The 26,035-nt window shown below is 71.8% G+C and carries 29 protein-coding genes; 9 read left to right on the top strand and 20 right to left on the bottom strand.

The window, feature by feature from the left end; all coding sequences use genetic code 11:
* Positions 1-131: 131 nt before the first annotated feature.
* The 12 genes from SM611_RS22040 to SM611_RS22095 form a co-directional block, all read right to left on the bottom strand.
* Positions 132-503 carry a hypothetical protein gene (locus tag SM611_RS22040; protein WP_371951764.1) on the bottom strand — a complete coding sequence of 124 codons (372 nt, stop codon included), beginning with the start codon at positions 501-503 and terminating at the stop codon, positions 132-134.
* A 157-nt stretch (positions 504-660) separates the two neighbouring features.
* Positions 661-1,098, bottom strand: a complete 438-nt coding sequence (locus SM611_RS22045) for a hypothetical protein (protein ID WP_371951765.1) — start codon at positions 1,096-1,098, stop codon at positions 661-663.
* 137 nt (positions 1,099-1,235) lie between these two features.
* A complete protein-coding gene (locus tag SM611_RS22050; RefSeq protein ID WP_371951766.1) occupies positions 1,236-2,465 on the bottom strand; it encodes a hypothetical protein in 1,230 nt (409 codons plus the stop codon).
* 174 nt (positions 2,466-2,639) lie between these two features.
* Positions 2,640-3,077, bottom strand: a complete 438-nt coding sequence (locus SM611_RS22055; protein WP_371951767.1) for an Rv3654c family TadE-like protein — start codon at positions 3,075-3,077, stop codon at positions 2,640-2,642.
* 173 nt (positions 3,078-3,250) lie between these two features.
* The gene (locus SM611_RS22060; protein ID WP_371951768.1) at positions 3,251-3,631 is read right to left on the bottom strand and encodes a TadE family type IV pilus minor pilin; all 381 of its coding nucleotides are present in this window, start codon (positions 3,629-3,631) and stop codon (positions 3,251-3,253) included.
* An 11-nt stretch (positions 3,632-3,642) separates the two neighbouring features.
* Positions 3,643-3,837: a DUF4244 domain-containing protein gene (locus SM611_RS22065; RefSeq protein ID WP_371951769.1), complete on the bottom strand. Its 195-nt coding sequence runs from the start codon at positions 3,835-3,837 to the stop codon at positions 3,643-3,645.
* A gap of 87 nt (positions 3,838-3,924) precedes the next feature.
* Positions 3,925-4,476, bottom strand: a complete 552-nt coding sequence (locus tag SM611_RS22070; RefSeq protein WP_371951770.1) for a type II secretion system F family protein — start codon at positions 4,474-4,476, stop codon at positions 3,925-3,927.
* 560 nt (positions 4,477-5,036) lie between these two features.
* Positions 5,037-5,732 (bottom strand): type II secretion system F family protein, encoded by a 696-nt coding sequence (locus SM611_RS22075; RefSeq protein ID WP_371951771.1) that lies wholly within the window; start codon positions 5,730-5,732, stop codon positions 5,037-5,039.
* On the bottom strand, positions 5,729-6,880 hold the full coding sequence (locus SM611_RS22080) for a TadA family conjugal transfer-associated ATPase (protein WP_371951772.1): 1,152 nt from the start codon (positions 6,878-6,880) through the stop codon (positions 5,729-5,731). The genes SM611_RS22075 and SM611_RS22080 overlap by 4 nt, the downstream gene beginning before the upstream one ends.
* A 385-nt stretch (positions 6,881-7,265) precedes the next feature.
* Positions 7,266-8,342: a septum site-determining protein Ssd gene (gene ssd / locus SM611_RS22085; protein WP_371951773.1), complete on the bottom strand. Its 1,077-nt coding sequence runs from the start codon at positions 8,340-8,342 to the stop codon at positions 7,266-7,268.
* 917 nt (positions 8,343-9,259) lie between these two features.
* Positions 9,260-9,418, bottom strand: a complete 159-nt coding sequence (locus SM611_RS22090; protein WP_371951774.1) for a hypothetical protein — start codon at positions 9,416-9,418, stop codon at positions 9,260-9,262.
* Between the two features lie 27 nt (positions 9,419-9,445).
* On the bottom strand, positions 9,446-10,237 hold the full coding sequence (locus SM611_RS22095; protein WP_371951775.1) for a Fic family protein: 792 nt from the start codon (positions 10,235-10,237) through the stop codon (positions 9,446-9,448).
* A gap of 295 nt (positions 10,238-10,532) precedes the next feature.
* Here SM611_RS22095 and acs point away from each other — a divergent pair, with 295 nt between their 5' ends.
* From acs to SM611_RS22120, 5 genes are all read left to right on the top strand, one after another.
* The gene (gene acs / locus SM611_RS22100) at positions 10,533-12,500 is read left to right on the top strand and encodes an acetate--CoA ligase (protein ID WP_371951841.1); all 1,968 of its coding nucleotides are present in this window, start codon (positions 10,533-10,535) and stop codon (positions 12,498-12,500) included.
* A 343-nt stretch (positions 12,501-12,843) separates the two neighbouring features.
* Entirely contained in the window at positions 12,844-14,082 is a 1,239-nt protein-coding gene (gene nhaA, locus SM611_RS22105; RefSeq protein WP_371951776.1) for a Na+/H+ antiporter NhaA, read from the top strand.
* Between the two features lie 12 nt (positions 14,083-14,094).
* On the top strand, positions 14,095-14,556 hold the full coding sequence (locus tag SM611_RS22110) for a phage holin family protein (RefSeq protein ID WP_371951777.1): 462 nt from the start codon (positions 14,095-14,097) through the stop codon (positions 14,554-14,556).
* Between the two features lie 8 nt (positions 14,557-14,564).
* Positions 14,565-15,500 (top strand): alpha/beta fold hydrolase, encoded by a 936-nt coding sequence (locus SM611_RS22115; RefSeq protein ID WP_371951778.1) that lies wholly within the window; start codon positions 14,565-14,567, stop codon positions 15,498-15,500.
* 22 nt (positions 15,501-15,522) lie between these two features.
* A complete protein-coding gene (locus SM611_RS22120; protein WP_371951779.1) occupies positions 15,523-15,972 on the top strand; it encodes a DUF309 domain-containing protein in 450 nt (149 codons plus the stop codon).
* On the opposite strand, the gene SM611_RS22125 is transcribed toward SM611_RS22120, so the two are convergent.
* From SM611_RS22125 to nth, 3 genes are all read right to left on the bottom strand, one after another.
* The gene (locus SM611_RS22125; RefSeq protein ID WP_371951780.1) at positions 15,969-17,165 is read right to left on the bottom strand and encodes a MarP family serine protease; all 1,197 of its coding nucleotides are present in this window, start codon (positions 17,163-17,165) and stop codon (positions 15,969-15,971) included. The two genes, SM611_RS22120 and SM611_RS22125, sit on opposite strands and share 4 nt — an antisense overlap.
* Before the next feature lie 187 nt (positions 17,166-17,352).
* Positions 17,353-18,012: an NUDIX hydrolase gene (locus SM611_RS22130; RefSeq protein ID WP_371951781.1), complete on the bottom strand. Its 660-nt coding sequence runs from the start codon at positions 18,010-18,012 to the stop codon at positions 17,353-17,355.
* A 53-nt stretch (positions 18,013-18,065) separates the two neighbouring features.
* Positions 18,066-18,806 (bottom strand): endonuclease III, encoded by a 741-nt coding sequence (gene nth, locus SM611_RS22135; protein ID WP_371951782.1) that lies wholly within the window; start codon positions 18,804-18,806, stop codon positions 18,066-18,068.
* Between the two features lie 135 nt (positions 18,807-18,941).
* Here nth and SM611_RS22140 point away from each other — a divergent pair, with 135 nt between their 5' ends.
* The 3 genes from SM611_RS22140 to SM611_RS22150 all read left to right on the top strand — a co-directional run bounded on the left by SM611_RS22140 (position 18,942) and on the right by SM611_RS22150 (position 21,900).
* Entirely contained in the window at positions 18,942-19,823 is an 882-nt protein-coding gene (locus SM611_RS22140; protein WP_371951783.1) for an SDR family NAD(P)-dependent oxidoreductase, read from the top strand.
* Positions 19,820-20,398: a carboxymuconolactone decarboxylase family protein gene (locus SM611_RS22145; RefSeq protein WP_371951784.1), complete on the top strand. Its 579-nt coding sequence runs from the start codon at positions 19,820-19,822 to the stop codon at positions 20,396-20,398. Before SM611_RS22140 ends, SM611_RS22145 begins: the two co-directional genes overlap by 4 nt.
* Before the next feature lie 140 nt (positions 20,399-20,538).
* A complete protein-coding gene (locus SM611_RS22150; protein WP_371951785.1) occupies positions 20,539-21,900 on the top strand; it encodes an alpha/beta hydrolase in 1,362 nt (453 codons plus the stop codon).
* Here the strand turns inward: SM611_RS22150 and SM611_RS22155 are convergent.
* Positions 21,897-22,619, bottom strand: a complete 723-nt coding sequence (locus SM611_RS22155; RefSeq protein ID WP_371951786.1) for a TetR/AcrR family transcriptional regulator — start codon at positions 22,617-22,619, stop codon at positions 21,897-21,899. The two genes, SM611_RS22150 and SM611_RS22155, sit on opposite strands and share 4 nt — an antisense overlap.
* A 230-nt stretch (positions 22,620-22,849) precedes the next feature.
* Here SM611_RS22155 and SM611_RS22160 point away from each other — a divergent pair, with 230 nt between their 5' ends.
* Positions 22,850-23,536: a Crp/Fnr family transcriptional regulator gene (locus SM611_RS22160; RefSeq protein WP_371951787.1), complete on the top strand. Its 687-nt coding sequence runs from the start codon at positions 22,850-22,852 to the stop codon at positions 23,534-23,536.
* Here SM611_RS22160 and SM611_RS22165 read toward each other — a convergent pair whose 3' ends face one another.
* From SM611_RS22165 to sp36, 4 genes are all read right to left on the bottom strand, one after another.
* Positions 23,537-24,319, bottom strand: a complete 783-nt coding sequence (locus SM611_RS22165; protein ID WP_371951788.1) for an MBL fold metallo-hydrolase — start codon at positions 24,317-24,319, stop codon at positions 23,537-23,539.
* A 125-nt stretch (positions 24,320-24,444) separates the two neighbouring features.
* Positions 24,445-25,299, bottom strand: a complete 855-nt coding sequence (locus tag SM611_RS22170) for an NUDIX hydrolase (RefSeq protein ID WP_371951789.1) — start codon at positions 25,297-25,299, stop codon at positions 24,445-24,447.
* Between the two features lie 44 nt (positions 25,300-25,343).
* Entirely contained in the window at positions 25,344-25,805 is a 462-nt protein-coding gene (locus SM611_RS22175) for a RidA family protein (protein WP_371951790.1), read from the bottom strand.
* A 28-nt stretch (positions 25,806-25,833) separates the two neighbouring features.
* Positions 25,834-25,992 carry a Sp36 family protein gene (sp36, locus tag SM611_RS22180; protein WP_021591512.1) on the bottom strand — a complete coding sequence of 53 codons (159 nt, stop codon included), beginning with the start codon at positions 25,990-25,992 and terminating at the stop codon, positions 25,834-25,836.
* Positions 25,993-26,035: the final 43 nt, after the last annotated feature.

A 26,035-nucleotide genomic window follows, 5' to 3' on the forward strand; every position in this document is an offset into this window, starting at 1 on the left:
TCGTCCTACCAGGCGGGTCGCTAGCGGGCGCTACGCCCGCTGATGGCCCGGGGAGCACGTCGGCGCATCCATGGCCTTGCATGTCCGAGACCGTCCGACCGGGCCGACGTCGGTAAGAACAGGCGCCGCAGTCAGTTCGGCGCGACGCGTTGGGCGGGCACCGATGGCTTGTCGTCCATCCCGCGTCGCGCCTGGGCGAGCGCCTGCTGCAACTTCCGCCGCTCCATCTCAAGCGTGTGCAGGGACTCCTCGTGCTCGTCCCGCAGGTCCCGCAGCTCACGGCGCAGGTTCATCGCCCGCCTGAACCCCAGAGCCGCGACCATCATCCCCGCCATGAACACGATCGCGACCACGGCACCGGCCATGAACACGTGCCACTGCTGCGTGATCCCTGGAATCTCGTCGCCGAACATGGACATCTGACCGTCGCCCGTGTTGTCCAGCACCACGGCGACGCCGACCACGGCGGCGGCAAGCGCGACGATCAGCCCCAGGAAGATCATGCGGAGGTCTCCTCTCCATCAGGCCCTCACGGACAGGGCCGAGGTCTCGGACGACAGGACGCATTGCCGGACGATCCAGGCGCAAGCAGCCTAGACCCTGCTCAACGACCCCGCCAGCCTCCCTGAGTCGTCGCGGCGACTTCTGTGGCGAGTCCCTCTAGACCATGGTCAGCAGGTGATCTGCGGGTCCGTAGTCGATCTTCCAGTCGGCATAGACGCCCGAGAAGCCGTCCTTGACGCACCGCAGGCCAACGGTCACCCAGCGGACGGAACCGTCTTCGGAGAGCGTGAACGCGACCGCGGCCTCGAACTCCTCGCCGCCGCACGGGCAGCCGGCGGCGCCGGGCTCGTCGTCCTCCCATGCGTCCTCGTTCCAGTACTCCTCGCTGTCCGCGATGAACGCACGGCATTCGCAAGCACAGCACTGACGTTCCGCTCCGGACGCGTTGACCAGGACGAAGAAGACCCGGCCGCCGCATCCCCCGCAGACAGAAGGAGCGATCTTCACGGGGCGGCCGTCGACCGCCCCGCGCAGGAAATTCGCAAGCTCCGCGGAGACACCCTCGCCAACCTGATCACCCGCATGCATGGACACAGCGTTCCAGGCACCTCGGACAACTACCGATCCTTTGACGGACGACTTAGCCGCACCCTCATGCCCGGTTCGCCGACCCACCGGCGTTTCGCCAGGCGCTGTCACCGCCCGGCGCGAACCGGGGCGAAGGGGCGGCGCTACTTACGGCGATGGCCGCGTGCGGGCTTCTTGCCGGTGGCGGGCTTGGCGGTGGCGGGCTTGGCGATGCTGACGTTCACGCCACTTGATCGCTGACCGAGAGTCGCCGGACGGCGAGCGGGCTTGCTCTTCGCCCCGGAGCGGGTCGCGGCGGAAAGGACCGGGGCCGTCTTGGCGAGGGCCTCGGCGCGCGCGATCTGGTCCCGAGACTTGCTGACACGCTTGCGGCCGGTGCCGCTGCGCGCCAGCCGGGCCGCCATGCCGTTGCTGCTCGTGCCCGCCTGAGCCACGCGCAGCCGGCGCGTCCAGGTTCCGAGGTGCGCGGCGACGATCAGCAGGACCATCGCGATGCCGACGCTCTTGCCCCACTGGAGCCGGTCGGTCGCGGCGACGTTCTGCGCCTTCGGCGCGTCGGTGGCGATCTGCGGGGCGGGGTAGGTGAAGCCCGGCGTCGCGCCGTCCGGCTGGACGGACGGGAGCGTGACCGGCGACTCGTTGTTGAACGGCGTCAGCGGCGTGCTGGCGCTGGGCACGCTGGAGTTCGACGGGAGGGACGGCGCGTTGCCGGGAAGCGACCCGGTTCCGCCGACCGCGGTGGTGGCCGACGAGGTGCTCGAGTACAGCGAACCGCCCGTCCCGGTGGCGCGCCTGGCCCGGACGCCCACGGAGACCACGCCGCTCGATCGGGTCAGCGACAGGGTGGTGGAGCAGCTCGTCCCCTGGCAGAGGGTGCCGAGCGAGCCCGACTTGGACTTCACCCCGGCCCCGGAGAGCGCGTAGCCGTTGAGGTCGTCCTCAAGCCCGCGGTTCCACTTCACGACGAGCTTGCCGCCGGACACGTTCGCGGACACGCCGGTGGGGGCGGCCGGAGCGATCCGCACGGTGAAGGTGTTGGAGTCGTAGATGTACCCGGTCTGCTTGCCCTTCAGGGCGACCGTGTAGCGGCCGTTCCTGGTGATCGGGAAGGTTCCGGAGATGTCCCCGGACAGCCCCTTCTCAGCGAGGAACGTGTCACCGATTCCGGGGCCGCTCACCCGCAGCTGCATGGTGATCGCGAAGTCGAAGTGGGCCTTGGCCGTGAGCTGGGACCCGCTCGTGATGACCGCGCCGTCCGCCGGGGTGATGACACTCGTCGTGGCGGCCTGCGCGGGCAGGGCGGCGAGCACCGGGAAGCTCATCGCAAGGGGCGCCGCGAGCGAGACCGCACCGATCCTGCGAATGATGGTCACGCCTCAATCCCTTCGACAGCGTTCTGCTCGTCTCATCCCGCCGAGGTTTCGCGGGGGGCACACGCGTCCGGTGATAACTATGCGCTTACAGCAGCGTAACGTACCACTGGGTAGCAGAAGTCACAGGACGATGACGAAGAGGAACCTGTTCGCATCCTCCGCGACTCCCCCACTCTATTGACAATCAGTGCAACGAGTCGTGTCGCGCCAGAGTACGCCGTCTCGTCCCACGGGGCCAGCCCTGGCCCGAGAAACGACTCGCAGGCGTCCGACTCCCATCGGCACCTTCAGCTGAACGGACACCGCGACCTCGACGATCTCTCCGCTCACCCGGCACCGCGCCAACCGGGCACCGGACCGGGCCGCGATGTCCCCGGCCCGCGCACACGCCGACGGACCGCCCTCCGTGACGCGGGCGGCTCCCGCCAGAGCCGCCATGTCAGCCGCCGCGTCCCCCCGGTGCCGTGCTCCCCGCACCCCGCCCACCGCGACCGCCGCCACGCCCGCCACCCACACGATGGCAGCGAACGCGACGACCCAGACCGTCCCCGACCCCCGGTCCGACCCGCACAACCGCGACCACGCCACACGCCTCCGCCGCTTCAGCACCACACCATCCCTTCACTCCCCGCCCCGCTCGGACGGCCCGCACCTCGGACGAGTTGTGGACCGTCGGGGCTGTCTCTGGTCTCTCCGGCGGCTTGTCGTGCCGGGACGATCCACCGCAACCCCGCAGCACGTGAGAAGCGGGCTCACGGCGCCGCGGGCGTCGCGGTGTCGGGACGCTACGGCGCCCTGGCGGATTGCGAGTTGGTGGGGCCGTTCGCGGTGCCGGGGTGGACGCCGGGCTCTGTCGCGGCGGCGACGTGGGCGTGGACCGTCAAAGGCGGCAGGCCGACCGCCGCAGGCGGTGCGACAGGTGCCGAGACATCCACCTGGACGGTGGCGTCGTCGCGGCGGACCTGGACCGTCGCGCCCTTCGGGACGGCCCTCACCACGAGCTCGCGGACCGCGGTGAGGGATTCGCCGCGGGCCGCCGCGCGGGCACCGGTCCGGGCGGCGTCCGTACAGGTGAGCTGCACGGAAACGGCTGTCAGCCCCCAGAGCGCCACCGCCGAGATGAGCACCAGGGTGGGGAGTGCCACGGCGATCTCCGCCGTGGCCATCCCGCGATCCCTCAGCCCGCGATCTTGAGGGCCTTCTCGATGATCTGTAAGAGCAGGGACTTCACCTGCGAACTCGTCACGATCTTGAACAGAAGGCCGGCGAAGGCCGCCGCGGCGATGGTGCCGACCGCGTACTCCGCGGTGGACATCCCTCGGTCTCCGCACATCCTCGCCCATCGCCGCACCACCATCTTCGTCGCCCGCATGGGGCTCCCTTCGCTCGTAGTTCCGTCCAGGTTGCGGTGTCCGCGCTCCGGACGGTGACCGAACACACTTCTGTGGAAAACCCCGGGTCACCAGGGCAGGAGGATGGTCTCGGCGATGCCTGCAATGGCCGGGACGACGCCAAGGAGGACGAACGCGGGCAGGAAGCAGAGACCGAGGGGGGCCAGTGCCCGGATCCCCGCCGCGCGCGCCCTGGCCGCGGCCTCCGTCCGGGCCACCCGGCGCTGGTCACGCGCCAGCCGGCCGAGGGACGGCGCCAGCGCCGCACCCGTGGACGCTGCCCGGACGGCCGTCCGGGCGAGCGGCGCAAGCATCGGCTCTTCCGTGAGCGCGAGCCATGCCTCTGCGGGGTCGGCGCCAAGCCGGATCTGACTGGAAACGGCGTGCAGCTCGTCCCCGAGCGGCCCTCCCACCGCGTCCGCGACCGCGGTCACCGCGTCGTGCCAGGGAGCACCGCCGCGCAGGCAGGCGGCGAGGAGGTCCACTGCGACAGGGAGATCGGCGACGAGGCGCGCCCGCCTGCGCCGACGCTCCGCGCTCCCGACGCGGCCGAACGAGAACCATACGGCCGCCGCGGCGAGCACGCCGACCACAGCACCGGTCAGGCCGCCCAACGTCACCAGGCACAACGCTCCCGCAGCACCCGCGGCAGCGCGCCGAAGGAGGGCGTCGCGCCGCCGGTCCGCCTGTGCGGAGCCGCCCTCCTCGCCGCCCGCTCGCGTTTTGAGCGTCGCTTCACCCTCACCGCGGCCCCGCACTCGGTGCCACAGTGCCCGGCTGCTCGGGGGTGCGCGTCTCGGCGAAGGGGCCTGAAACTGCCCCGCCAGCCTCTTCCCAGCGGCGTTCGTCCCTCTAGGTAGAAGGAACCCCGACGCCGCCGCGCAAAGCACGACCACCAATGCCGTCATCACACTTCACCTACTTCTTTTCTCGCCGCACGCTGCGTCCCACACCGGTGACCAGCCACCCACAAGCGCCCGGAGCCCGCTTCGAGAGGGCTTGAACCCCTCGTACGGCACCCGGAACCGCTGAAAACGGTGGCGCAACGAGCGGGTGGTTAAGAGCGGGGTTGCGAGACACGCAAGCGTCTGGCCTCCCCACCGCAAGCGAGGCAGCGCAGCAAAGCGCCGGACGCGGGTCGTCAGCCAAGTCCCGTATGTCTCTGGCTTGGTGGGGACGGTCAGTGAGGGGATTCTGCGGACTTGGCCAAGGTGCGGGTCCAGTGGAGGCCGAGCAGGTTGAGGGCGATGCCTGTGATCAAGCACGCCAGGCCGGGGAGGGTGCCGCAGAGGAACGGGATCGGATGGGCGCCCAGGGCCGCGGCCATGGCCAGGCCGAGGAGCGGGAGGGCGGCGAGCAGGCGGGCTGTGGCGCGGGGGCCGGCGAGTTGGACGGAGACGTCCTGGCGCTGGGCTTCTTCGTCGCGGAGGGCGCCGGCCAGGCCGTCCAGGACGGTGGCGAGCGTGCCGCCGCGTTCCGCGCCGATGCGCCAGCAGGCCGCCAGGAGGCGCAGCCCTCCGGCTCCCGGACGGGCCGCCAGTTCGTCCAGGTGGTCGGGCGGCGGACGGGGGATGTGGAGGAGTTCCCGGGACACATGCGGGTCCAGGACGGCGGCGGCCGCTGTGAACGCCTCGTCCGGAGTCCGGCCAGCGGACAGTTCGGCGGCCATGGCGTCGCAGAGTTCGATGATGGACATACGCCAGCGATGCGGCCGGGTTCTGCGTTCCCGCATGGCCTCCAAACCGCGGCGGATGGCGTGCAGGGGGTCGCTCTGAGGGCGGGTGACGAGGCGGTCCAGGCGCCGGAGGGCCGGGGCGGGGGCCAGGAGCGTCCAGACGGCGGCGGCCGAGCAGAGGATCGCCAGTGTGGTGATCAACGGCTGCCTCGCAGCCGCGCGTGCAGGGCGTCGGCCCCGTGAGCTGCGACGACCTCGCCTGAGGCGGTGAACGAGACGGCGGGCACGACGCCCACCAGCCCGCCGGGGCCGCGATGCAGGAGGCAGATCTCGGCTACGCGACGCCGCCCGCCGCCTGGTTCACGGACCAGGTGGACGACGATGTCGAGTGCCGCGGCGAGCTGGCTGTGGACGGCCTCCCGGCTCAGGCCCGCCGCACAGGCCAGCGCTTCGAGCCGCGCCGGTACGTCCGCGGCGGTGTTGGCGTGGAGGGTGCCGCACCCGCCTTCGTGGCCCGTGTTCAAAGCCTGCAGCAAGACGACGACCTCGGGGCCTCTGACCTCACCGACCACTAAGCGGTCGGGGCGCATGCGGAGGGCCTGGCGGACGAGGTCGTTCAACGTCACGCCTCCCGCGCCCTCCATGTTGGGTGGACGCGCCTCCAGCCGCACCACGTGTTGGTGGGACGGTTTCAGTTCGGCGGAGTCCTCGACGAGGAGCAGCCGCTCGGCCGGGTTCGCCAGCGAGAGCAGGCTGCTCAGGAGCGTCGTCTTCCCCGTTCCGGTGCCACCGGTGATCAGGAAGGCGGCGCGTGACTCGATCAGCGCGGCGAGGAGGGCCGCGCCCTCGGGCGGGACGGTCCGCGCCGCGACCAGTTCGTCCAGCGTGAAGGCGCGGCGCCGCGGGAGGCGCAGCGACAGACAGGTGCCGCCCGCGGACACCGGTGGCAGGACGGCGTGCAGCCGGACTCCGCCCGGCAGCCGGGCATCGGCGTACGGCGCCGCGTCGTCGAGGCGGCGCCCGGCCGCGGCGGTGAGGCGCTGGGCCAGGCGGCGCAGGGACGCCTCGTCGGGGAAGCGCACCGGTGTGCGGACGAGGCCCGCGCCCGTGTCCGCCCAGACCTCGTCCGGGCCGTTCACCAGGACGTCCGTGACATCCGGAGAACGCAGCAACGGCTCCAGCGACCCCGCCCCGACGAACTCGGCGCATAACTCGTCCGCGAGCGTCAGGACCTCACGGTCGCCGAGCAGCCGTTCCTCGGCGCGCAGTGCCGCCGCGACCCGCCCGGTCGTCGCCTCCCCGCCGCTCCCGGCGAGCCGATCCCGCACCGCATCAGACAACCTCGTCATATCGTCCCCTTGAATGGCATTCCGTCCCGCAGACCGACGTGAGCGCGCTGGTCGGCTCCATCGACTCGGCTCGGGGTTCGTTTCCTCCAGCGCAACGAGCCCGCCGCCGTCCCTCGGCAGCGGCGGCCACCGGTACACGTGGCCGAGCGCTGCGCTCGACTGCGTTTCCGTGGACCGCGTGCCCGCCTGTCTCAGCTGGTCGTGCTGGCTGCGACACCCCCTCTTTGAGCCAGGCCGGCTCTGAGGCGGCTCCTGCCGGTCCGCCTGCGGACGCGTCTTGCGGACCCCTGCGTCCGCGCCGGGCCGATGGTCGCCGCGCTTCCTCGGTTGGTGGCCCGGAGGGCCACGCTGCTGGGTGACAGCGCTGGGCACCGCTGCGCGGGGGTCATGCTGCTTCTCGGTAGGCGTAGGGCTGGAGGGCCAGGTCGGCCAGGATCTTGGCGCAGAAGTCCGTCAGGGGGCCCCGGCGGCAGGCCCGTTCGAGGGCGCCCTCGTCCATCGCGGCGGGGAGGCGGCGGTCGCGGTCGAAGGTGCCGGCGGACGGGAGCTCCAGGGCGTGGGCGACGGCGTCCGGGGTCAGGCCGCCGGGGGCCGGGCCCTGGACGATCAGGCGCAGGTCGGCGGTGTCGCGGCGGAGGGCGGCGGCCAGGCCGTCGGCGGCGACCGTGGCGCGGACCTCGGCGGGGACGAGCAGGAAGGTGACGTCGGCGGAGCGCAGCGCGGCGCGGCCGACGTCGCCCGGGTAGCGGGGGACGTCCGCGATGACCAGGTCGAAACCGCGGGCGGCGGCGTCGAGGAGGGTGCGGACGCCCTCGTCGGGGACGGGGGCGGGTTCGCCTCGCCGCCAGGACAGGACGGACAGGTCGCCCGTGCGGGGCAGGGTGTCGCGGAGCGCGGCGGTGTTCAGGCGGCCGCGGCGTTCGGCGAGGTCGTGCCAGCGGACGCCCTCGTGTTCCTCCAGGCCCAGCATGAGGTCGATGCCGCCGCCGAAGGGGTCGGCGTCGAGGAGGAGGGTGCGCAGGCCCTGCCCCGCGGCGGCGAGGCCGAGGGCGGTGGCGAGGACGCTGGCGCCGGCACCGCCGCGGGAGCCGACGACGCAGAGCGTGGTGGCCCAGCCGCCTTCCGGCTCGCAGGCGGCGGCGAACGCGTTGACGAGCCAGTCCTCGTGGTCGGGGAGTGCGGCGACGTCCTGCGCGCCGGCCTCGACCGCGAGGCGGTAGGCCTCGGCAGTGGCGCCGTCGCCGGTGACGAGGACGACGCCCGGGCGGCGCTGGAGGCCGGCGGCGGCCACGTCCGCGGCCATGTCGGCGCCCACGAGGATCAGGGCGGGCCACGTCCAGGCGGGTCTGGCCTCGTCGGCCCCGTGGGCGACCTCCGCGTGGGCGTCGGCGGCGGCCGCGAGGCGGAGCAGGCCGTCGGCGAGGGCGGGGTCGCCGGTGACGATCAGTGCCGCGAGGTTCATCGGATGCTCCTTCGATGTTCGGAGACATCCACCTTGCGGGGCGGTGCGGCGGCGCCGAAGCGGTTCCGCCAACTGTGGATAACTTCGCCGGAGGGCCTGGTGAGCGGGCGGGCGGTGGCGTCCGCGGACACCGCCGCCCGCCGCTCTACGGCTGGGCGACCCCCGCCGGGGGGGAGAGCGGGGGTCGCCGTGCGGTCCGGCTCCGGGGGGGTAGAGCCGGACCGCTTTCCCAGGAAAGTCTCATAAGCCGTGCGTAAGTCCGCCCTATGGGAGAGGCAAACTCGCAGACTCCAGTCTAGGCAGTTACAACATATGCTGCCCGATCGTCGAGAGTTCCGTCGAGGCGCAAACTCACCCGGCCGATGACGATTTTTCTCATCTGGCCGGAAGGACGCGCCCGACGCGGCGCCGCGAGCCGCCATGCCCTCCACGGCAGGGCGTCCCGCTCCCGCGCGCCGCTCCGCGCATCGGGACGGAAGTGGGAGCGTACAGCAGAACTGAAGGCCCTTCCGACCGCACCCGTGATCGAGCGCCAAAAGGGAAACGATCACTGTGAGTGATCAATTTTGTGACCCTGACCGGGATTGCGGATAGCCCGGAATACGCCCCGCCGGCCTCATCCGGCACCGGCGTCCCGTTGGACGCCGGACGCGACAACGCGCCGCGCTTTCCGAGAAGGGGCTTGTCAACTGCGGAGATGAGGCGTAGACAGGTTCTACGGACCATGTGTCCGAGCACGGCAGCCGGGCACCCACGCGCGACCAGCCGCGGGAGGCGCGTCGAGACGGGCTTGACCCGATCCGACGGATTTGAGGTGCACGCTTGGTAACCCGGTGTGACGTGACTGGCGACGGCGTCCCCGAGCGGGGCGCCGTTCGCTTCGCCGGCGTCCGAAGGCACCATCCCTCCCGAAGGCGCTATTCGCGGACGTCGAGCCCCAGAGCCGTCGCCAGGACGACCGCCTGATACGGATCGATCACCGCGCGCCTCAGCGTGGCGGCGGACGGGTCCAGCGCCGAGAGGTCGCTCGCCGACGAGATCGTGGTCTCGGTGGGCGGTGCGGGTCGTCCGTGCATGCGTTCGGCCCTACCAGCAGGGCAGGGTCAGCCCCGCATGAACGCCTCGCAGATGGCCTGCGAGTCGCGTGCGGCGGCGGCCACCGCGGACGAGCAGTGGGCGATCCACCGCGCGACCCCCTCGGACGAGCCGGACGCGTAGTCCCGCAGGGCGGGCCCGTACTCGTCCTCCAGTTCCAGGTGCCCGACCTCTGGCGCGACCAGCGACTTGGGGTCGAGCCCACGCGATACGAGCGTGAGGCGCTGGGCGGCACGGGCGACGAGCCCGTCCCCCCACCCGAACGGGCGCAGGGTCAGCAACTCGCCGTGCACGATGGCCGCGACCACCAGCGCCGGCGCTTTCGTCGGGGAGGTCAGCAGCCCGCTGAGCGCGTCCAGGCGCGCCGCCACCTCGGACGGCGAAGGCGGGTCACCGAGGCCCAGAACGTCCTGCGCGGCGCCGTCGGCTGAGCGGGGACGTCCCAGGTCGGCGCTGTCCACCGCGTCGGCCGCGGCGAGGACGTGGAGCCGGGCCAGCGCCTGCCGCGGCGCGTTCCGCCAGGTCTCCGTCAAGGTCCCCAGCTCCGCCGAGACACGCAGCGAGCCCTGCACGACGGGGTCGGACGGGCTGTCGCTGGTGCGCAGTTCGTCCAGCGTGACCGCCGCACCGTCCAGGACGGCCGAGGCGCGCGCGCCGCGCAGCGCGGACTCCGTGGACACCTCGGCACTGCGCCGCCGCAGGATGCGATGGCCGAGCAGCCGGTCGACGGCCTTACGCGCGTCGTCGACGGCGCCCGCCGCACCGGGGAGTTTCGCAACATCAGCAAGGGCATCGGTCACGGCCCGACCCTATGCGGTCCCCTGAGGCACTGGCGAAACACCCCATGCGGTCTGCCCCCGCACCCACTCGCGGAACGTCCCGTAGAGGCGTAGAACGGAGACGGTTCCCGGATAGCGGACCTGGATAGGCCGGCTGTGCCGGGGATCACGACAACATCCGGATTCGTGGAGCCGGTCGCGTTCGTCTTCCACTCCGGGGGGCCCGGCCTTGTGAAGACCGGACCTACCTGGTGAAGTGGGGAGACCGGGCGACCCCGCATCACCTAGCAAGGAGTTCGCGTTGAGCAACAGCCAGTTGAGCAACAGCCAAAAGACACTGTCGAACCTTCTGCAGGAGACGCGCCGCTTCGCCCCGCCCGCCGATCTCGCCTCCGACGCCAACGTCAAGGCCGACGCCTACGAGCAGGCGTCCGCGGACCGTCTCGGGTTCTGGGCGGAGCAGGCCGACCGGCTCACCTGGAGCAAGCGGTGGGACGAGGTCCTCGACTGGAGCAACCCGCCGTTCGCCAAGTGGTACGTGGGCGGCGAGCTCAACGTCGCCTACAACTGCGTGGACCGGCACGTCGAGGCGGGACGCGGAGCCAAGGTCGCTTATCACTGGGAGGGCGAGCCGGGCGACACCCGCACGCTCACCTACGCCGACCTCCAGCGCGAGGTGAACAAGGCCGCCAACGCCCTGCTCGAACTCGGCGTCCGCAAGGGCGACCGGGTCGCGATCTACCTGCCGATGATTCCGGAGCTGCCGATCTCGATGCTCGCGTGCGCGCGCATCGGCGCGACCCATTCGGTCGTGTTCGGCGGCTTCTCGTCCGAGGCCCTCCGGACCCGCATCGACGACGCGCAGGCCAAGCTCGTCATCACCGCGGACGGCGGGTTCCGGCGCGGCAAGCCGTCCGACCTCAAGGGCATCGTGGACGAGGCCGTCGCGCAGACGCCGACGATCGAGCACGTGCTCGTGGTGCGCCGCACCGGCGAGGAGGTCACCGAACACGACCGCGACCTCTGGTGGCACGACGTCGTCGACCGGCAGGGCGAGGAGCACAAGCCCGAGCCCATGGATTCGGAGCACCCGCTCTACATCCTGTACACGTCCGGGACGACGGGTAAGCCGAAGGGGATCCTCCACACGACCGGTGGATACCTGACCCAGTGCGCCTACACCCACTGGTCCGTGTTCGACCTCAAGCCCGAAACGGACGTCTACTGGTGCTCGGCCGACATCGGCTGGGTGACCGGGCACTCCTACATCGTGTACGGGCCGCTCGCCAACGGCTCGACCAGCGTCATCTACGAGGGCACCCCTGACACGCCCAACAGGGGACGCTGGTGGGACATCATCCAGAAGTACAAGGTGACCATCTTCTACACGGCGCCCACCGCGATCCGCACGTTCATGAAGTGGGGCGACGACATCCCGGCGCAGTACGACCTGTCGTCCCTGCGCGTCCTCGGGTCGGTCGGCGAGCCGATCAACCCCGAGGCCTACATCTGGTACCGCACGCACATCGGCGGCGACCGGACGCCGGTGGTCGACACCTGGTGGCAGACGGAGACCGGCGCCATCATGATCAGCCCGCTGCCGGGCGTCACGTCCGCGAAGCCGGGTGCGGCGATGCGGTCGCTGCCGGGCGTCGTCGCGGACGTCGTGGACGACCAGGGCCGGTCGGTGCCGGACGGCGGCGGCGGGTTCATGGTGGTCCGGGAGCCGTGGCCGAGCATGCTCCGCACGATCTGGGGCGACGACGAGCGGTACGTCAAGACGTACTGGTCGCGTTTCGAGGGTCTGTACTTCGCGGGCGACGGCGCCAAGAAGGACGAGGACGGCGACATCTGGCTGCTCGGCCGCGTGGACGACGTCATGCTCGTGTCCGGCCACAACATCTCCACGACGGAGGTGGAGTCGGCGCTGGTCTCGCACCCGAAGGTCGCGGAGTCGGCGGTCGTCGGCGCGACGGACCCGGTGACCGGGCAGGCGATCGTCGCGTTCGTCATCCCGCGCGGCAGCGCCGGCGAGGAGGTGGAGGGCCCGGACTTCGCCAAGGAGCTGCGCGACCACGTCTCCAAGGCGCTCGGCCCGATCGCCAAGCCGCGGCAGATCATGATGGTGCCGGAGCTGCCGAAGACCCGCTCCGGCAAGATCATGCGGCGGCTGCTGCGGGACGTCGCCGAGAACCGCAGCATCGGTGACGTCACGACGCTGGCCGACAGCACGGTCATGGACCTGATCTCGGAGAAGCTCCCCTCCGCCAAGTCCGACGACTGACCCGACGACGCACCTCGGAAGCGGCCCGCGCCCACCTGGACGCGGGCCGTTCCCGTGCCCCGGCCGCCAGTCCACGGGGAGGCGCGCGGAGCGAGCGCAGCGGGCACGCCCGGCGACGCGGGCGACCGCGGCGACACCGCGCACGCAGGCCAGGCATGGCAGACGGAAACGGCGGCGCGGGGATCGCCCGCGTCGCTGACCGGGGGTCCAGGAGGTCGGCTCCCTGGGCGAGCACAGTAAAATGGGCATCGGTGTGCCGGGAAGTCTGGTCGGCAGGAACGTCCCGTAGTGGTGTGCGGGACGGGCCTCACATTCGTCCGCCGCCTTCCCCGGGGGTTCATGCATGGCGCGCCCACCTTTCAAGCGCCGCGTCGCCGCGACGTGGCCGGTCCGTCCGACCGTCCGTTACAGCACTCAGGTCGCCAGCGCGCTGCGGATGGAGACGCTCGGCGGCGTCGTGATGCTGCTGGCCGCGATCGGCGCGCTGGTGTGGGCGAACACGCCGTGGGCGAGCACCTACGAGAGCCTGCGGACGTTCGAGATCAGCCCGCACTGGCTGCATCTCGGCCACATGGACGTGCAGCACTGGGCGTCGAGCGGGCTGCTGGCGGTGTTCTTCTTCATCGCCGGGCTGGAGCTGCGCGAGGAGCTGGCGCACGGCGAGCTGCGCAATCCGCGGGACGCGGCGCTGCCCGTGATCGCGGCGGCGGCCGGCGTGCTGCTGCCGGCGCTCATCTTCCTCGCGGTGACCGCCGGGGAGCCGGAAGCGATGCGCGGCTGGGCGGTGCCCACGGCGACGGACATCGCGTTCGCGCTCGCCGTGCTCGCCGTGACGTTCACCTCATGCCCGGCGCCGCTGCGGGCGTTCCTGCTGACGCTCGCCGTGGTGGACGACCTCATCGCCATCACCATCATCGCGCTCTTCTACACCGACACCCTGGACTGGACGTCGCTGGGGCTCGCCGTGGTGCTCGTCGTCGCGTACGGGGTGCTCCAGCACAAGAACGTCCGGTCGCCGTGGGTGTACGTACCCATCGCCGTCCTCGCCTGGTACTTCCTCCAGCGCAGTGGGATCCACGCAACGGTCGCGGCCGTGGCGCTGGGAATGCTCACCAGCCCTAAGGAGACCCCCGACGGACGGCCGACGAACGCCGAACGCGCCGACCATGTGCTGCGGCCGTTCTCGGCGGGCCTGTGCGTGCCCGTGTTCGCGTTCCTGTCGGCGGGTGTCGGGCTCGGCGCGTCCCAGCTTGGCGCGGTGTTCACCGATCGGGCGGCCCTCGGAGTGATCGCCGGACTGGTGGTCGGTAAGTTCTTGGGGGTCTTCGGCGGCGCCTGGGCGGCGGTACGGCTCGGCCTGGCGACGCTCGGGGAGGACCTGCACTGGCATGAGATCGCGGGGGTCGCGCTCCTCGCCGGGGTGGGTTTCACCGTTTCGCTGCTGATCGGCGGTTTGGCCTATACCGACCCGTCACAATTCGAGAGAGTGACGACTGCGGTCCTGATCGCGAGCGTTCTCGCCTCGGCGGCCGCGGCCGTCGTCTTCCGGAGAAGGGTGCGTGTGCGAGCGCGCCCGGACTAAGGAGTGAACCGTATGTCCGAGGCACTACCGGGCGAGCGTGTGGAGGACAAGTCCGTCGGCGAGTTGGTCGCGGCGGCGTCCGGCAGCATCTCCGACCTGATCAGGGCCGAGATGGCCCTCGCCAAGATGGAGTTGAAGTCCGACGCCAGGAAGGCCGCGGCCGGCAGCGTGATGATCACCATCGCCACGGTGATGGTGAGTCTCATCGTCATCATGTTGGCGTTCGCCCTCGCGGAGTGGTTCATCGCGCTGGGTGTTCCGCGCGCGCTCGCGTTCGCGGCGGTCGCCGGCGTGTGCTTGGTGCTCGCCATCGCCATGGTTGTGGTCGCCTTGCTGGTCCTCAAGCGGATCGAGGGCGGGAAGCGGACCCGGAAGACGTTGAAGGACGATTTCGCGGCGCTGCGCCGCCGCGGCGACTCCGGTGAGCTGAAGTCCGGCAAGGACGGCTCCGGCAAGCCCGAGTTGAAGGTCTGAACGGCGCCGTGTCCGGGCACGACGCGTCGCTCATCGAGGTCGACGGGCCGTGGACCCACCGGCAGATCAGCGCGGGCGGGACGCGGTTCCATGTCGCCGAGGCCGGCGCGGAGGCGGGCGAGGGCCCACTCGTCCTGCTGCTGCACGGTTTTCCCGAGTTCTGGTGGTCCTGGCACAACCAGCTGGTCTCGCTGCCCGCGGCCGGGTACCGGGCGGCGGCCGTCGACCTGCGCGGGTACGGCGGCAGCGACAAGCCGCCGCGCGGCTACGACCTGGTCACGCTGGCCGGGGACGCCGCCGGGCTGGTCCGCGCGCTGGGCGAGGCGAACGCGATCGTCGTGGGGCACGACTGGGGCGGGCTGCTCGCCTGGACGATGGCCGTCTACCACCCGAAGATCGTCCAGCGGCTGGCGGTGGTGAGCGCCCCGCACCCGCTGCGGCTGCGGCAGGCCGTCGGCGGCGATCCGCGCGGCCAGGGATGGGCGACGCGGCACACGTTCGGCTACCAGGTGCCGCTCTGGCCGGAGCGGCGGCTCGTCCGGGACGACGCCGCGCTCGTGGGGAAGCTCCTGCGCGACTGGTCCGGGCCGGGCTGGCCGGACGAGCGCACGGAGCAGCTCGTGCGCAGGGCGGTGCAGATCCCCGGGGTGGCCCACAGCGCGTTGGAGTACCACCGCTGGTTGTTCCGGTCCCAGGCCCGACCGGACGGCATCCGCTACGCGCACCGTATGCGCGCCCCCATCCAGGTGCCCACGCTCCAGCTTCACGGTGCGCTCGACACGTGCATGCTCCCGGCGAGTGCCCAGGGTTCCGGACGCTACGTGTCGGCCCCCTACCGCTGGAAGCTCATCGACGGCGCGGGCCATTTCCCCCATCAGGAACGTCCCCGCGCGTTCGACGCGCAGCTCCTGGGCTGGCTGGGCGACCCGGAACCGGAGCGGTGAACGCCGGGCGTACGGTGGAGCCATGCGCGATCGGGACGAGTCTGGACGCCCACGCAACGCACGCCCGCGCGACGCCTACGGGCGTCCGCTTCCCCATGGCGCCACCGGCATCCCCACCATGCCGGACGACCTCGACATGCCGCCGCCGGAAGCTCTGACCGAGGCGCAGAATCTCCTGGACGCCGACCGCCCGTTCCATGCGCACGAGGTCCTGGAGGCGGTCTGGAAGGCCGCGCCGGAACCGGAACGGGAGCTGTGGCGGGGCCTGGCCCAGATCGCCGTAGGGATAACGCACTTGCGCCGAGGGAACGCCCATGGCGCCGAAGCGCTCCTCAGCCGGGCCGCCGACCGTCTCGTCCCATACGAGACCGACGCTCCGCACGGCATCGACGTACGCGGAATCGTGCGGCGGGCACGGGATCTCGCCGCGAGCCCCGAAAACGGGCCCGTGTCCCTCCGGCTCACGCTCTAGTCAGAGCAGTTCTGTGTGGACACCGGGTTGGTGGCCTTCCCGCCCGCACGCGCGTCAGGCGCGACCTCCGTCGCGGTGAGCGCGTAGCCCGTGGACGGCGTGTCGAGAGCCGCCGCGAAGATGACGCCGTAGACGCGTCCGTCCGTGGACAGCAGCGGCCCGCCGGAGTTGCCCGGCTCGACCTTGCCGCGGATGGCGTAGATCTCGCGGCTGACCTGCCCGGAGTGGTAGATGTCCGGGCCGCGCGCCGTCTGCCGGGCGCGGATCCGGGCGGCGCCCGCCGTGAACGGCTGGTTCTTGGGGAATCCGGCGATGATCGCGTCGTCGCGGACGCGGGCCTCCTGGGCGAACTCCAGCGCCGGCGCCCGCAGCCCCGGCACGTACAGGACGGCGATGTCCCGCTTGGGGTCGTACAGGACGACCCGTCCCCGGTTGCTGTCGCCGTTCATCGTCGACACCTTCGACGCTCCGCGCGCGCCGGCGACGACGTGCGCGTTGGTCATGATGTGCTGCGGCGCGAACACGAACCCGGTGCCCTCTATGCGGCGCTGGCACTGCGGCGCCAGGCTGACCACCTTCACGATGCTGTTCTTGGCGGCCTTCAGGCCCCGCGTGTTCAGCACGGACTCGTCCGGCGGCGGCACCTGGACCACCGACTCGCCGCCGAGGCCGTTGAAGACCTGCGGGAACTCGCTGCTCTTCACAAAGCCCTGGAACGAGGTGAACCAGGTCTGCGCCTGCTGCGGCATCACGTCGTTGATGCCGCTGATGATCGAGGAGCCCTTGACCTGCGTCCGGACGGGCTTGAACTCGGAGTTGGCGACCAGGCTGCCGAAGAACCAGGCGACGATCAGCAGCGACAGCGCGCTGACGAACGTGCCGCCGACCGCGTCCGCGGTGCGCGCGTTCATGCCGGTCACGCGGTTGCGCAGCACGGCGCCGAGGGACGAGGCGATCAGCTGCCCGAGGGTGGCGGCGAGGAACGCGATCACGATGGCGAGCAGCGCCTGCTGCGCGGCCCCGTCCACCGCCGCCTCGGCGATCGGCGGCGCGATCAGCACCCCGATGACGCCACCGCCGACGAAGCCGGCGAAGCTCAGCAGGCTGACGATGAACCCCTGCCGATAGCCCGAGACTCCGAACAGCACGACGAGCACGAGCAGGATGACGTCGAGAACGTGGTCGTGCAGCACCGCTTCACCGTATAGGGCCGGGCCGCCGGTGCACGTCCCCTCGATGTACCAGATTAGGTGCGGCGGGTAGCCGTCAGGAGTGACACACCGTCGTGACCATGGTCTTACCCGTGGTGAACCGGACACTGACCTGCGGATCATTCCGGCGCCACCAGAAATACCGATGTGATCGCAGTATTCGAGATTCTCAGCCGCGGGAGGCGAGGTCCAGGACCTCCGGCGGCAGGTCCTCCACCTGAGACATGTCCCACGGCCGGTCCCAGCCCCCCGCGTCGAGGACCTGGGTGAGCAGCAGCGCCGTGAACCCCCACACCAGCATGTCGCGGACGCGGAAGGCCGGCCCGAGCTTGATCCCGGACGGATGCCGGACCATCAGCCGGTTCGCCGGGTCCACCAGTTCGCCGAGCGGGACGCGGGCGACCATCGCGACCTCCCCGGGATGGCCGGGCGCGATCTCCGACGGCTCCCGCCACCAGCCGGCGACGGGCGTGACCCGGTGCTCGCTGCGCGACAGGTACAGCTCGGGGAGCGTGCAGAGGACGTCCACGCCGGCCGGTTCGACGCCGGCCTCCTCCCACGCCTCGCGCAGCGCCGCGGCGACCGGGCCGTCGTCCTCGGGGTCGATGCGGCCGCCGGGGAACGCGGGCTGCCCGGCGTGCTTGTTCAGCGTGGCGGCGCGCTCGGTGAGCAGGACGTCCGGCCCCTCCGGCCCCTCGCCGAACAGGATCAGGACGGCGGCGGCGCGGGCGCCCTGCGCGGGCAGGAACATCGGCGGAACCGCCATCTGGGGGGCTTCCGTGCGAAAGCGTTCGAGCCAGGCGGGGGTGCTGGAGACGGTCTCGGTCACGTCCCTCCCAACCGCGGAACGTCCGCGTTCCTTCCCCGCCGGCGGGGTTCCGGTCACGAGAACGGCCCCGGCTTCACGAGCTTGCGCGCGGTCTCCTCGTCCGTCGGGCCCTCGCCGAAGGACGGGCACAGCCGCGCGAGCGGGCACACCCCGCAGGCCGGACGACGCGCATGGCACATCCGGCGGCCGTGCCAGATGAGCCTGTGCGACAGCATCGTCCAGTCCTTGCGCGGGATCAGTTCGCCGACCTCCTGCTCGACCTTCACGGGGTCGTCCTCGGTCGTCCAGGCGAACCGCCGCGCGAGACGGCCGAAGTGGGTGTCGACGGTGATTCCGGGGACGTCGAACGCGTTCCCCAGCACCACGTTGGCCGTTTTGCGCCCGACCCCGGGCAGCTTGACGAGATCCTCCAGCCGCCCCGGGACCTCGCCGCCGAACTGGTCGCGCAGGGCCGCCGACAGCCCCATCACCGACTTGGTCTTGGCGCGGAAGAACCCGGTGGGCTTCAGGATCGCCTCGACGTCCTCGGGGTCGGCGGCGGCCAGGTCCTCCGGGGTGGGGTACTTGGCGAACAGTCCCGGCGTGGTCAGGTTCACCCGCACGTCCGTGGTCTGCGCCGACAGGACGGTCGCGACGAGGAGCTGGAACGGGGTCCCGAAGTCCAGCTCGCAGTGCGCGTCCGGGTAGGTCTCGGCCAGGATCCGGTTCATGCGGCGCGCCCGCCGCACCAGCCCCAGCCGTGTCTCGTCCTTCCACTTCCGAGCCCGCGCCTTGGGGGACGCCTCCGTCGCCATACCGGCAAGCCTAGAGCCTCACCGGCCGGATCCGGCCGAAGGGGAGAGCCGGGCCGAGCCCCGCTCCGGCATGACGGGGATCTCGCGGGCAAACTTCAAAAAGACAAGCATGTTCTTTAATGGTAGGGTCGGGGCATGATCCTTGACTCCCGGTGGACGGCGACCCTCGCCGGACGGCGTGTGCTGATCACGGGCGCGGCGCGGGGCATCGGCGCGGCCCTCGCCGCCAGGCTGCACGAGCGCGGCGCCCGCGTCGCGCTCGCCGGCCTCGAACCCGACCTGCTCGCCGCCGTCGCGGCCGACTGCGGCTCCGCTCCCTGGTGGACGTGCGACGTCACCGACCGCGCCAAGGTCGAGGAGGTCGTGAACAACGCCGTCCAGGAACTGGGCGGCCTGGACGTGGTCGTGGCCAATGCCGGTGTGGCAGCGCAGATGCCCGTCATCGGGGGCGACCCGTCCGTCATGGAGCAAAGCATCCGCGTTAACGTGCTCGGCGTCTACAACACGCTTCGAGCGGCCGGACCCCACATCAGCCATGAGCGCGGATACGCGCTGGCCGTGGCGTCCCTCGCGGCGGCCGTCCACGCACCTCTGCTGGGCGCGTACAGCGCGTCCAAGGCCGCGGTGGAGGCGCTGGGCAACACGTTGAGGGCCGAACTGCGGCCATGGGGCGCGAAGGCCGGTGTCGCCTACTTCGCCGAACTCGACACCGACATGACGCGGCGGGGGTTCAGCACCGAGGCCGCCTCCGCCATGACCAACTCGGGACGTGCGAGCAGCCTCATCTCATCGGTCACGCCACTGGAAGTGGGGATCAACGCACTGGAACGCGGGATCGCCCGCCGTTCCAAGCGCGTCGTCGCCCCCTGGTGGGTCGGCGGCGTCCTGCCGGTGCGGATGCTCGCGCAACCCCTCACCGACCTCGCCGTCCAGCGCGGACTGCGCCACATCCTCGAAGTCGCGCGGAAAGAGAAGGTCGAGCTGACCACGCCGCAGCCGCCGGACTCCCGCCGGTGACGGCACCCCGCGCCACGCCGGGCGGCCTCCGCGACGTCGGGGTGGTCAACTGGCTGGCCTGCCGGGTCGCGGGACGGGTCGCCGGAACCGGCCCGCCGAACCTCTTCCGCACCCTCGCGCGCCGGCGCGGGCTCTTCCGCGGCTGGCTGTGGTTCGCGGGCCGCCTCATGCCCGCCGGCACGCTGCCGCGCCGCGAGACCGAACTGGTGATCCTCCGCGTCGCCCACCTGCGCGACTGCCGCTACGAGTTCGACCACCACGTGCGCATCGCCGGCCGCTCGGGCGTCCGGCCGCCGGACGTGGCGCGCGTGGAGGCCGGCCCGTCCGCCGGCGGCTGGACGCCGCGCGAGCAGGCGATCCTCGCCGCGACCGACCAGCTCCACCACGAGCAGGACCTGGACGACGCCACCTGGACGCGGCTCCGCACCCACCTCACCGAGGGCGAGTGCGTCGAGCTGACCGTGCTGGTCGGGCACTACGAGATGCTCGCCACCGTGATCACTGCCCTTCGCGTCCAACCCGACCGTCCCCGCCGCCCCACGGGTTCGACGCGCCGCCGTCCCGGAGGCCGCTGACAATCCGGACCGTTCCAGGAGGTCCCCCCATGCCCCCGACCCGCGAACCAACGACCGGCCATCAGCCCGCCCCCGGGGACCCCCGCGAGACCACCGCTCTGCGGCATGCCGCTGGAGCACACGCGGCGACGCGGTTGCGCGTGCCTCGGCTCGCCGTGTTCGCGTTGGCGCTCGCGACGGCGTCCGCGGGGCTCGTCGCCCCGGCCAGGGCCGCCGCGGGCGGCATGCGGTTCGGTGACGCGGGCGGGATCCACGTCGTGAACGTGCGGCGCATCGATGACCGGCAGTACGCGATCCGCGTGAGCACGGCCGCACTGGGGCGGGCCGTGGACGTGCGGGTCCTGCTGCCGACCGGGTACGGGCGGCGGGCCGGCGCGCGCTATCCCGTCCTCTACCTGTTCCACGGGACGTCGGGACGGGCGTCCGACTGGGCGGAGAAGGGCGACGTCGCGAAGACCACCGCGGGACGGCCGCTGATCACCGTCATGCCGGACGCGGGCTTCGACGGCGACGGCGGCGGCTGGTTCACCGACTGGGCCGACCCGACCACCAAGAAGGGGCCGTCGAAGTGGGAGACGTTCCACGTCGGCCAGCTGATCCCCTGGATCGACCGGAACCTGCGCACCGTCCCGCGCCGCGAGGGCAGGGCCATCGCGGGGCTGTCGCAGGGCGGATTCGGCGCGATGAGCTACGCCTCCCGGCATCCCTCGCTGTTCGTGTCGGCCGCGTCGTTCTCCGGTGCGCCCGACACCGCGTCCAACCCGCTCGTCCTGGCGGGCGCGACTGGCGTCGTCTCCTACATCGCGCTCGCCCTCAACGGGGTGCGCCCGGAGGCGATCTTCGGCTCGCCGCTCACCGACGCGGTCAACTGGCACGGCCACAACCCCGCCGACCTCGCGTCCAACCTGCGCGGCATGCGGCTCGCGCTCTGGACCGCCACCGGCCTCCCCGGAGAGCTCGACCCGCCGGAACTCGACCCCGCCGCGATCGGCATCGAGGCCCTGACGCACGTCTCGACGATCAGCTTCCACCGGCGGCTGGACGAGCTGGACATCCCAAGCCGGTACACCGACTACGTGTTCGGCACCCACATCTACCCGTACTGGGCCCGTGACCTGCGGGAGCACATCGGCCCGCTGATGCGGACGTTCGCCGCCCCGCCGCGTCCGCCGGCGAAGATCTCCTACCGGTCGATCGACCGGACCTGGTCGCAGTGGGGCTGGACGGTGTCGCTCAAGCGTCCCGCGGCGCGCGAGTTCAGCGCGCTGTCCAAGGCGTCCGGGACGGGCTTCACGCTGCGCGCCGCCGGAACCGCCACGGTCACGACGCCCGCGTCCTACCGTCCCGGCACACGTGTCGTCGTCCGCGTAACGCGGGGGAGGACGCACCGGGTACTGAAGGCGACCGTTGACGGGCACGGACGGCTCACCGTCACGCTCCCGCGCGCACAGGGCGTCGCCACCACACGGGTCACCATCAGCGCACCCCGGACTTCCCGTTAGGCGTCCAGGGCCCCCGATCGGAGCAGGAGCCGCACATGCTCGACGATAGGGGGCCCGATCGCCCGCAACGCGTCCATGTCGCCCGCCGCGACGGCCGGCGTCACCATCGAACTCATCGCCGACACGATGACCTGGCACGTGAACTCGCCCGCCCGGCCGGTCACGCCCATGAGGCCCGCCAGGGCGCGGGCCAGATCGCGCTGTATCTCGCTCCGCCGCTGGATGGCCTCGGGACCGGCGGCGTAGACCTCGACCAGGAAGAGCCGTGCGTACCCCGGTTCGGACGCCAGCGCCTCCAGGTAGGCGGTGACGACCCTCTCGAACCTGTCCGCCGCATCGCCTCCGCCCTCCGCGGCCCCCTCCGCGACGCCCTCCGTGAAGCCCTCCGTGAAGCCCTCCGCGACGCCCTCCGCGACGCCCTCCGCGACGCCCTCCATGGAGCCCGCCAGCCGCAGCATGAGCAGTTCGCTCGCTTTGTCGAACGCGGCCATGAAACAGTCGAGCTTGGACGAGAACAGCACATAGAAGCTCTGCCTGGAGACCCTGGCCCGCTTGAGGACGTCCTCGACCGATGTACCGACGTACCCCTTCTCCGCCATCGACGCCGCCATCGCCCCGCAGAGGCGGTCGCGGTGCACCCGCTCGACCTCCGAGCGGGACAGCGCGTGGCGGCCCCGCGGAAGGCGGCGCGGCGTGGGGCGCGACCCCGAGGTCTGCATCCGCTCAGGTTAAGGCACGGCCTGCTCAACGCCCGGGTAGTCCGGTTACAGGTGATGAGACCGGTGTGATGGCATTCACCCGATGGTCCGTACACTGGGCGAACGGGACCGTGACCCGCCGCGGGATGCAAAACCCCCGGTCCCGCGTTTCGGCGCGCCGTGACCCTGCCTTCACGCACGCGGTGGGACGTACGTCACACTAGGCATGTAGGTGTTCGAGGAGGAGTAGCGTGACCGATCGCGACGTGGACGTTCTGAGCAGAGCCCCGCTCTTCGAGGCCCTCGACGAGCAGGGCGCCAAGGCGCTGCGCGCCAACGTGACCGAGGCGCGCCTCGCGCGCGGTCAGACACTGTTCAACGAGGGCGAGACCGGGGACACGCTGTACGTGGTCCTGGAGGGCAAGATCAAACTGACCCGGACGGCGCCGGACGGCCGGGAGAACCTGCTGAGCGTGCTCGGCCCGAGCGAGATGTTCGGCGAGCTGTCGCTGTTCGACCCGCGTCCGCGCACCGCCAGCGCCATCGCCGTCACCGAGTGCCGCCTCGCCGGGCTCGGCCACGACGACCTGCGGCCCTGGCTCACCGGGCACCCGGAGGTCGCCGTCCAGCTGCTCCGCGCGCTGGCTCAGCGGCTCCGCAAGACCAACGACGTGATGGCCGACCTCGTCTTCACCGACGTGCCCGGACGCGTCGCCAAAGCGCTGCTCGACCTCGCCGAGCGGTTCGGCCAGCCGTCCGAGGCGGGCCTGCACGTCCACCACGACCTCACCCAGGAGGAGCTGGCGCAGCTCGTCGGCGCCTCCCGCGAGACCGTCAACAAGGCCCTCGCCGACTTCGCGCAGCGCAACTGGCTGCGGATCGAGGCGCGCGCCGTCGTCATCCTCGACATCGAACGCCTCCGCAAGCGCTCCAAGTAGTCAGCGTTCGTCGAGGTAGTCGAGCTGCGACTGGACCGACCACTCGGCGGCGGGCCACAGGGCCCTGTCGACGTCGGCGTAGACGCGCTCGACGACCTCGCGCGCGGTGCGCGCGCCCGCCGCCACGGCCGCCTCGACCTGCGCGAGGCGCTCCCGCCGGTGGTCGATGTAGTGGTCGAGGACGGCGATCGGGTCGTCCAGCTTGGGGCCGTGACCGGGGAGGATGGTGGCGGCCTCGACGTCGGTGGAGAACGCGCGCAGCCGGTCCAGCGAGCTGAGGTAGTCGCCGAGGGCGCCCTCCAGCACGGTCGTCCCGTACCCGAGCACGGTGTCGCCGGTGAGGACGGCGCCGTCCGCCGGCAGCCAGAACGTCAGCGAGTCGTGGCTGTGGCCCGGCGTCTCCATGATCCGCAACTCCAGGCCGCCCGTCGTGACGACGTCCCCTTCGGCGAGGCCCTCGTCGCCGAGACGGTGCTGGGGGTCGAGCGCCCGCACCTTGACGGGGCCGCCCGCCAGCTTCGCGAGCTTCCCCGCGCCGGCGGAGTGGTCGGGATGGCCGTGCGTGAGCAGGACGAGCCCCACCCGGCGGCCCTGTTCCCGCACGACGTCCAGGACGCGCTTGAGGTGCTTACCGTCCTTGGGCCCGGGATCGACGACGACCGCCTCCTCGGACCCCGGCTCGGCGATGATCCAGGTGTTGGTGCCGTCCAGGGTCATGGCGGACGGGTTCGGGGCGAGCACGCACGTCGCCCGTTCGGTACCCATCCCGTCGATCTCCGTCATGTCTCCCATCCTGCCCGAGGCCCGATCCGGGTGACGGACCGGGTTCAAGCCGAGACGGTCGAGGTGGCGCAGCGCGGACGTGCCGGCCAGCCGCCACATGACGGCCTGCGCCCGAGGCACCCGGCTCACGGCTGCGGGTAGTGCCGCTCGGCGCCGTCCGGCAGGACGAGATACGCCTCACCGTCGATGATCTCCGCGATGGGCTCGTGCACGACGATCTCGCGCGGCGCGGCCAGCACGTCCGCGACCGTGTCGAACTCGGCCAGTTCCGCCAGCGTCGCGATGGTCGGCGGCAGCATCATCCACTCGCCCTTCTCCGCGCGCTCGGCCGCCTCCGCCGGGCGCACCCAGGCGACCTGGTCGGCCTCTGTGCTGACGTCTCGCGCGCGCTGCCCCGCCGGCATCGCGGCGACGAAGAACCGCGTGTCGTACCGCTTCGGCTCGATCACCGGGGTGATCCAGTGCGCCCACGGGCGCAGCAGGTCGGCGCGCAGCACGAGGCCGCGCCGGTCGAGGAACCCGCCGAACGACTGGGAACGATCCAGCAGCGCCTGCCGGTCGGCCTCCCACTCGTCGCCGCGGGTGTCGTCCACGACCGTCTCGCCGGTCGGCCCGGCGAGCAGCACCAGCGTCTCCTCGAACGTCTCCCGCACCGCCGCGCACACCAGCTCGCGGGCCAGCGTCTCGTCCGCCTTGAACGCCGCGCCCCACTCGGCGGGCGGCGGGCCGGACCAGGCCAGCGCCGCCTCCCCGTCGCGCGGGTCGACCGACCCGCCGGGGAACACGTAGGCGCCCGGCGCGAACGCCATCGACCGGACGCGGCGCAGCATGAACGCCTGCAGCCCGTGCCTCTCGTGGTCACGGAGCACGACGACGGTCGCCGCGTGCCGGGCGGGGGCGGGCTCGGCCCGGCCCGCCCGGAGGTCCTCGATCCGGTCGCGGAAACTCGCCGGCAGCTTCAGCCCGTGCACGATGCTCATGGCGGCCCATTCGGACATACCGAATGGCATTCCGTCAAGCGGTCCTACTGGACCTCGGCGATCAGCTCGACCTCGACCGGCACGTCGTGCGGCAGGACGGCGACGCCCACCGCGCTGCGCGCGTGCTTGCCCGCGTCCCCGAACACCTCGGCCAGCAGGTCGCTCGCCCCGTTGACCACCTGCGGCTGGCCGTAGAAGTCCGGCGCGCTGGCGACGAACCCGACGACCTTCACGATCCGGACGACCCGCGACAGCTCGCCGACCTCGGCCTTCAGCGCCGCGATCGCGTTCAGCGCGCAGATCCGCGCCTGCTTGGCGGCCTCCTCGGGGCTGACCTCGGCGCCCACCTTCCCGGTGACGCCCAGCTCGCCCTTCACCATCGGCACCTGGCCCGCCGTGTAGACGAGCGAACCCGTCCGCGCCGTCGGGACGTACGACGCGACCGGCGGGACCACGTCCGGCAGGTCGATCCCCATCTCGCGCATGCGCTCTTCAGGCGTGCTCATGCCCGCTCCTCCTCGTTGAGGCGTCTCGCTACGACTGGACTTCGCGCTTGAAGTAGGCCACCAGGTTCTCCGGGTTCGGCCCCGGCAGAACGGTGACGAGCTCCCACCCGTCCTGGCCCCAGTTATCGAGGATCTGCTTGGTGGCGTGCACCAGCAGCGGAACAGTCGCGTACTCCCACTTCTTCATGCCGCTCACCTTAGCGGGGCCCACCCCGCCCCCCTCGGCGACC

The organism is Actinomadura monticuli (genome assembly GCF_041463655.1).
GTDB classification, from domain to species: domain Bacteria; phylum Actinomycetota; class Actinomycetes; order Streptosporangiales; family Streptosporangiaceae; genus Spirillospora; species Spirillospora monticuli.

Excerpts from the sequence above, each read along its gene's own strand:
- SM611_RS22040 (WP_371951764.1), bottom strand. The coding sequence starts at position 503 with ATGATCTTCCTGGGGCTGATCGTCGCGCTTGCCGCCGCCGTGGTCGGC.
- SM611_RS22060 (WP_371951768.1), bottom strand. The coding sequence starts at position 3,631 with ATGGCCACGGCGGAGATCGCCGTGGCACTCCCCACCCTGGTGCTCATC.
- SM611_RS22065 (WP_371951769.1), bottom strand. The coding sequence starts at position 3,837 with ATGCGGGCGACGAAGATGGTGGTGCGGCGATGGGCGAGGATGTGCGGA.
- SM611_RS22080 (WP_371951772.1), bottom strand. The coding sequence starts at position 6,880 with ATGACGAGGTTGTCTGATGCGGTGCGGGATCGGCTCGCCGGGAGCGGC.
- ssd (WP_371951773.1), bottom strand. The coding sequence starts at position 8,342 with ATGAACCTCGCGGCACTGATCGTCACCGGCGACCCCGCCCTCGCCGAC.
- SM611_RS22090 (WP_371951774.1), bottom strand. The coding sequence starts at position 9,418 with ATGCACGGACGACCCGCACCGCCCACCGAGACCACGATCTCGTCGGCG.
- nhaA (WP_371951776.1), top strand. The coding sequence starts at position 12,844 with ATGGCGCGCCCACCTTTCAAGCGCCGCGTCGCCGCGACGTGGCCGGTC.
- SM611_RS22110 (WP_371951777.1), top strand. The coding sequence starts at position 14,095 with ATGTCCGAGGCACTACCGGGCGAGCGTGTGGAGGACAAGTCCGTCGGC.
- SM611_RS22120 (WP_371951779.1), top strand. The coding sequence starts at position 15,523 with ATGCGCGATCGGGACGAGTCTGGACGCCCACGCAACGCACGCCCGCGC.
- nth (WP_371951782.1), bottom strand. The coding sequence starts at position 18,806 with ATGGCGACGGAGGCGTCCCCCAAGGCGCGGGCTCGGAAGTGGAAGGAC.
- SM611_RS22140 (WP_371951783.1), top strand. The coding sequence starts at position 18,942 with ATGATCCTTGACTCCCGGTGGACGGCGACCCTCGCCGGACGGCGTGTG.
- SM611_RS22155 (WP_371951786.1), bottom strand. The coding sequence starts at position 22,619 with ATGCAGACCTCGGGGTCGCGCCCCACGCCGCGCCGCCTTCCGCGGGGC.
- SM611_RS22165 (WP_371951788.1), bottom strand. The coding sequence starts at position 24,319 with ATGACGGAGATCGACGGGATGGGTACCGAACGGGCGACGTGCGTGCTC.
- SM611_RS22170 (WP_371951789.1), bottom strand. The coding sequence starts at position 25,299 with ATGAGCATCGTGCACGGGCTGAAGCTGCCGGCGAGTTTCCGCGACCGG.
- SM611_RS22175 (WP_371951790.1), bottom strand. The coding sequence starts at position 25,805 with ATGAGCACGCCTGAAGAGCGCATGCGCGAGATGGGGATCGACCTGCCG.
- sp36 (WP_021591512.1), bottom strand. The coding sequence starts at position 25,992 with ATGAAGAAGTGGGAGTACGCGACTGTTCCGCTGCTGGTGCACGCCACC.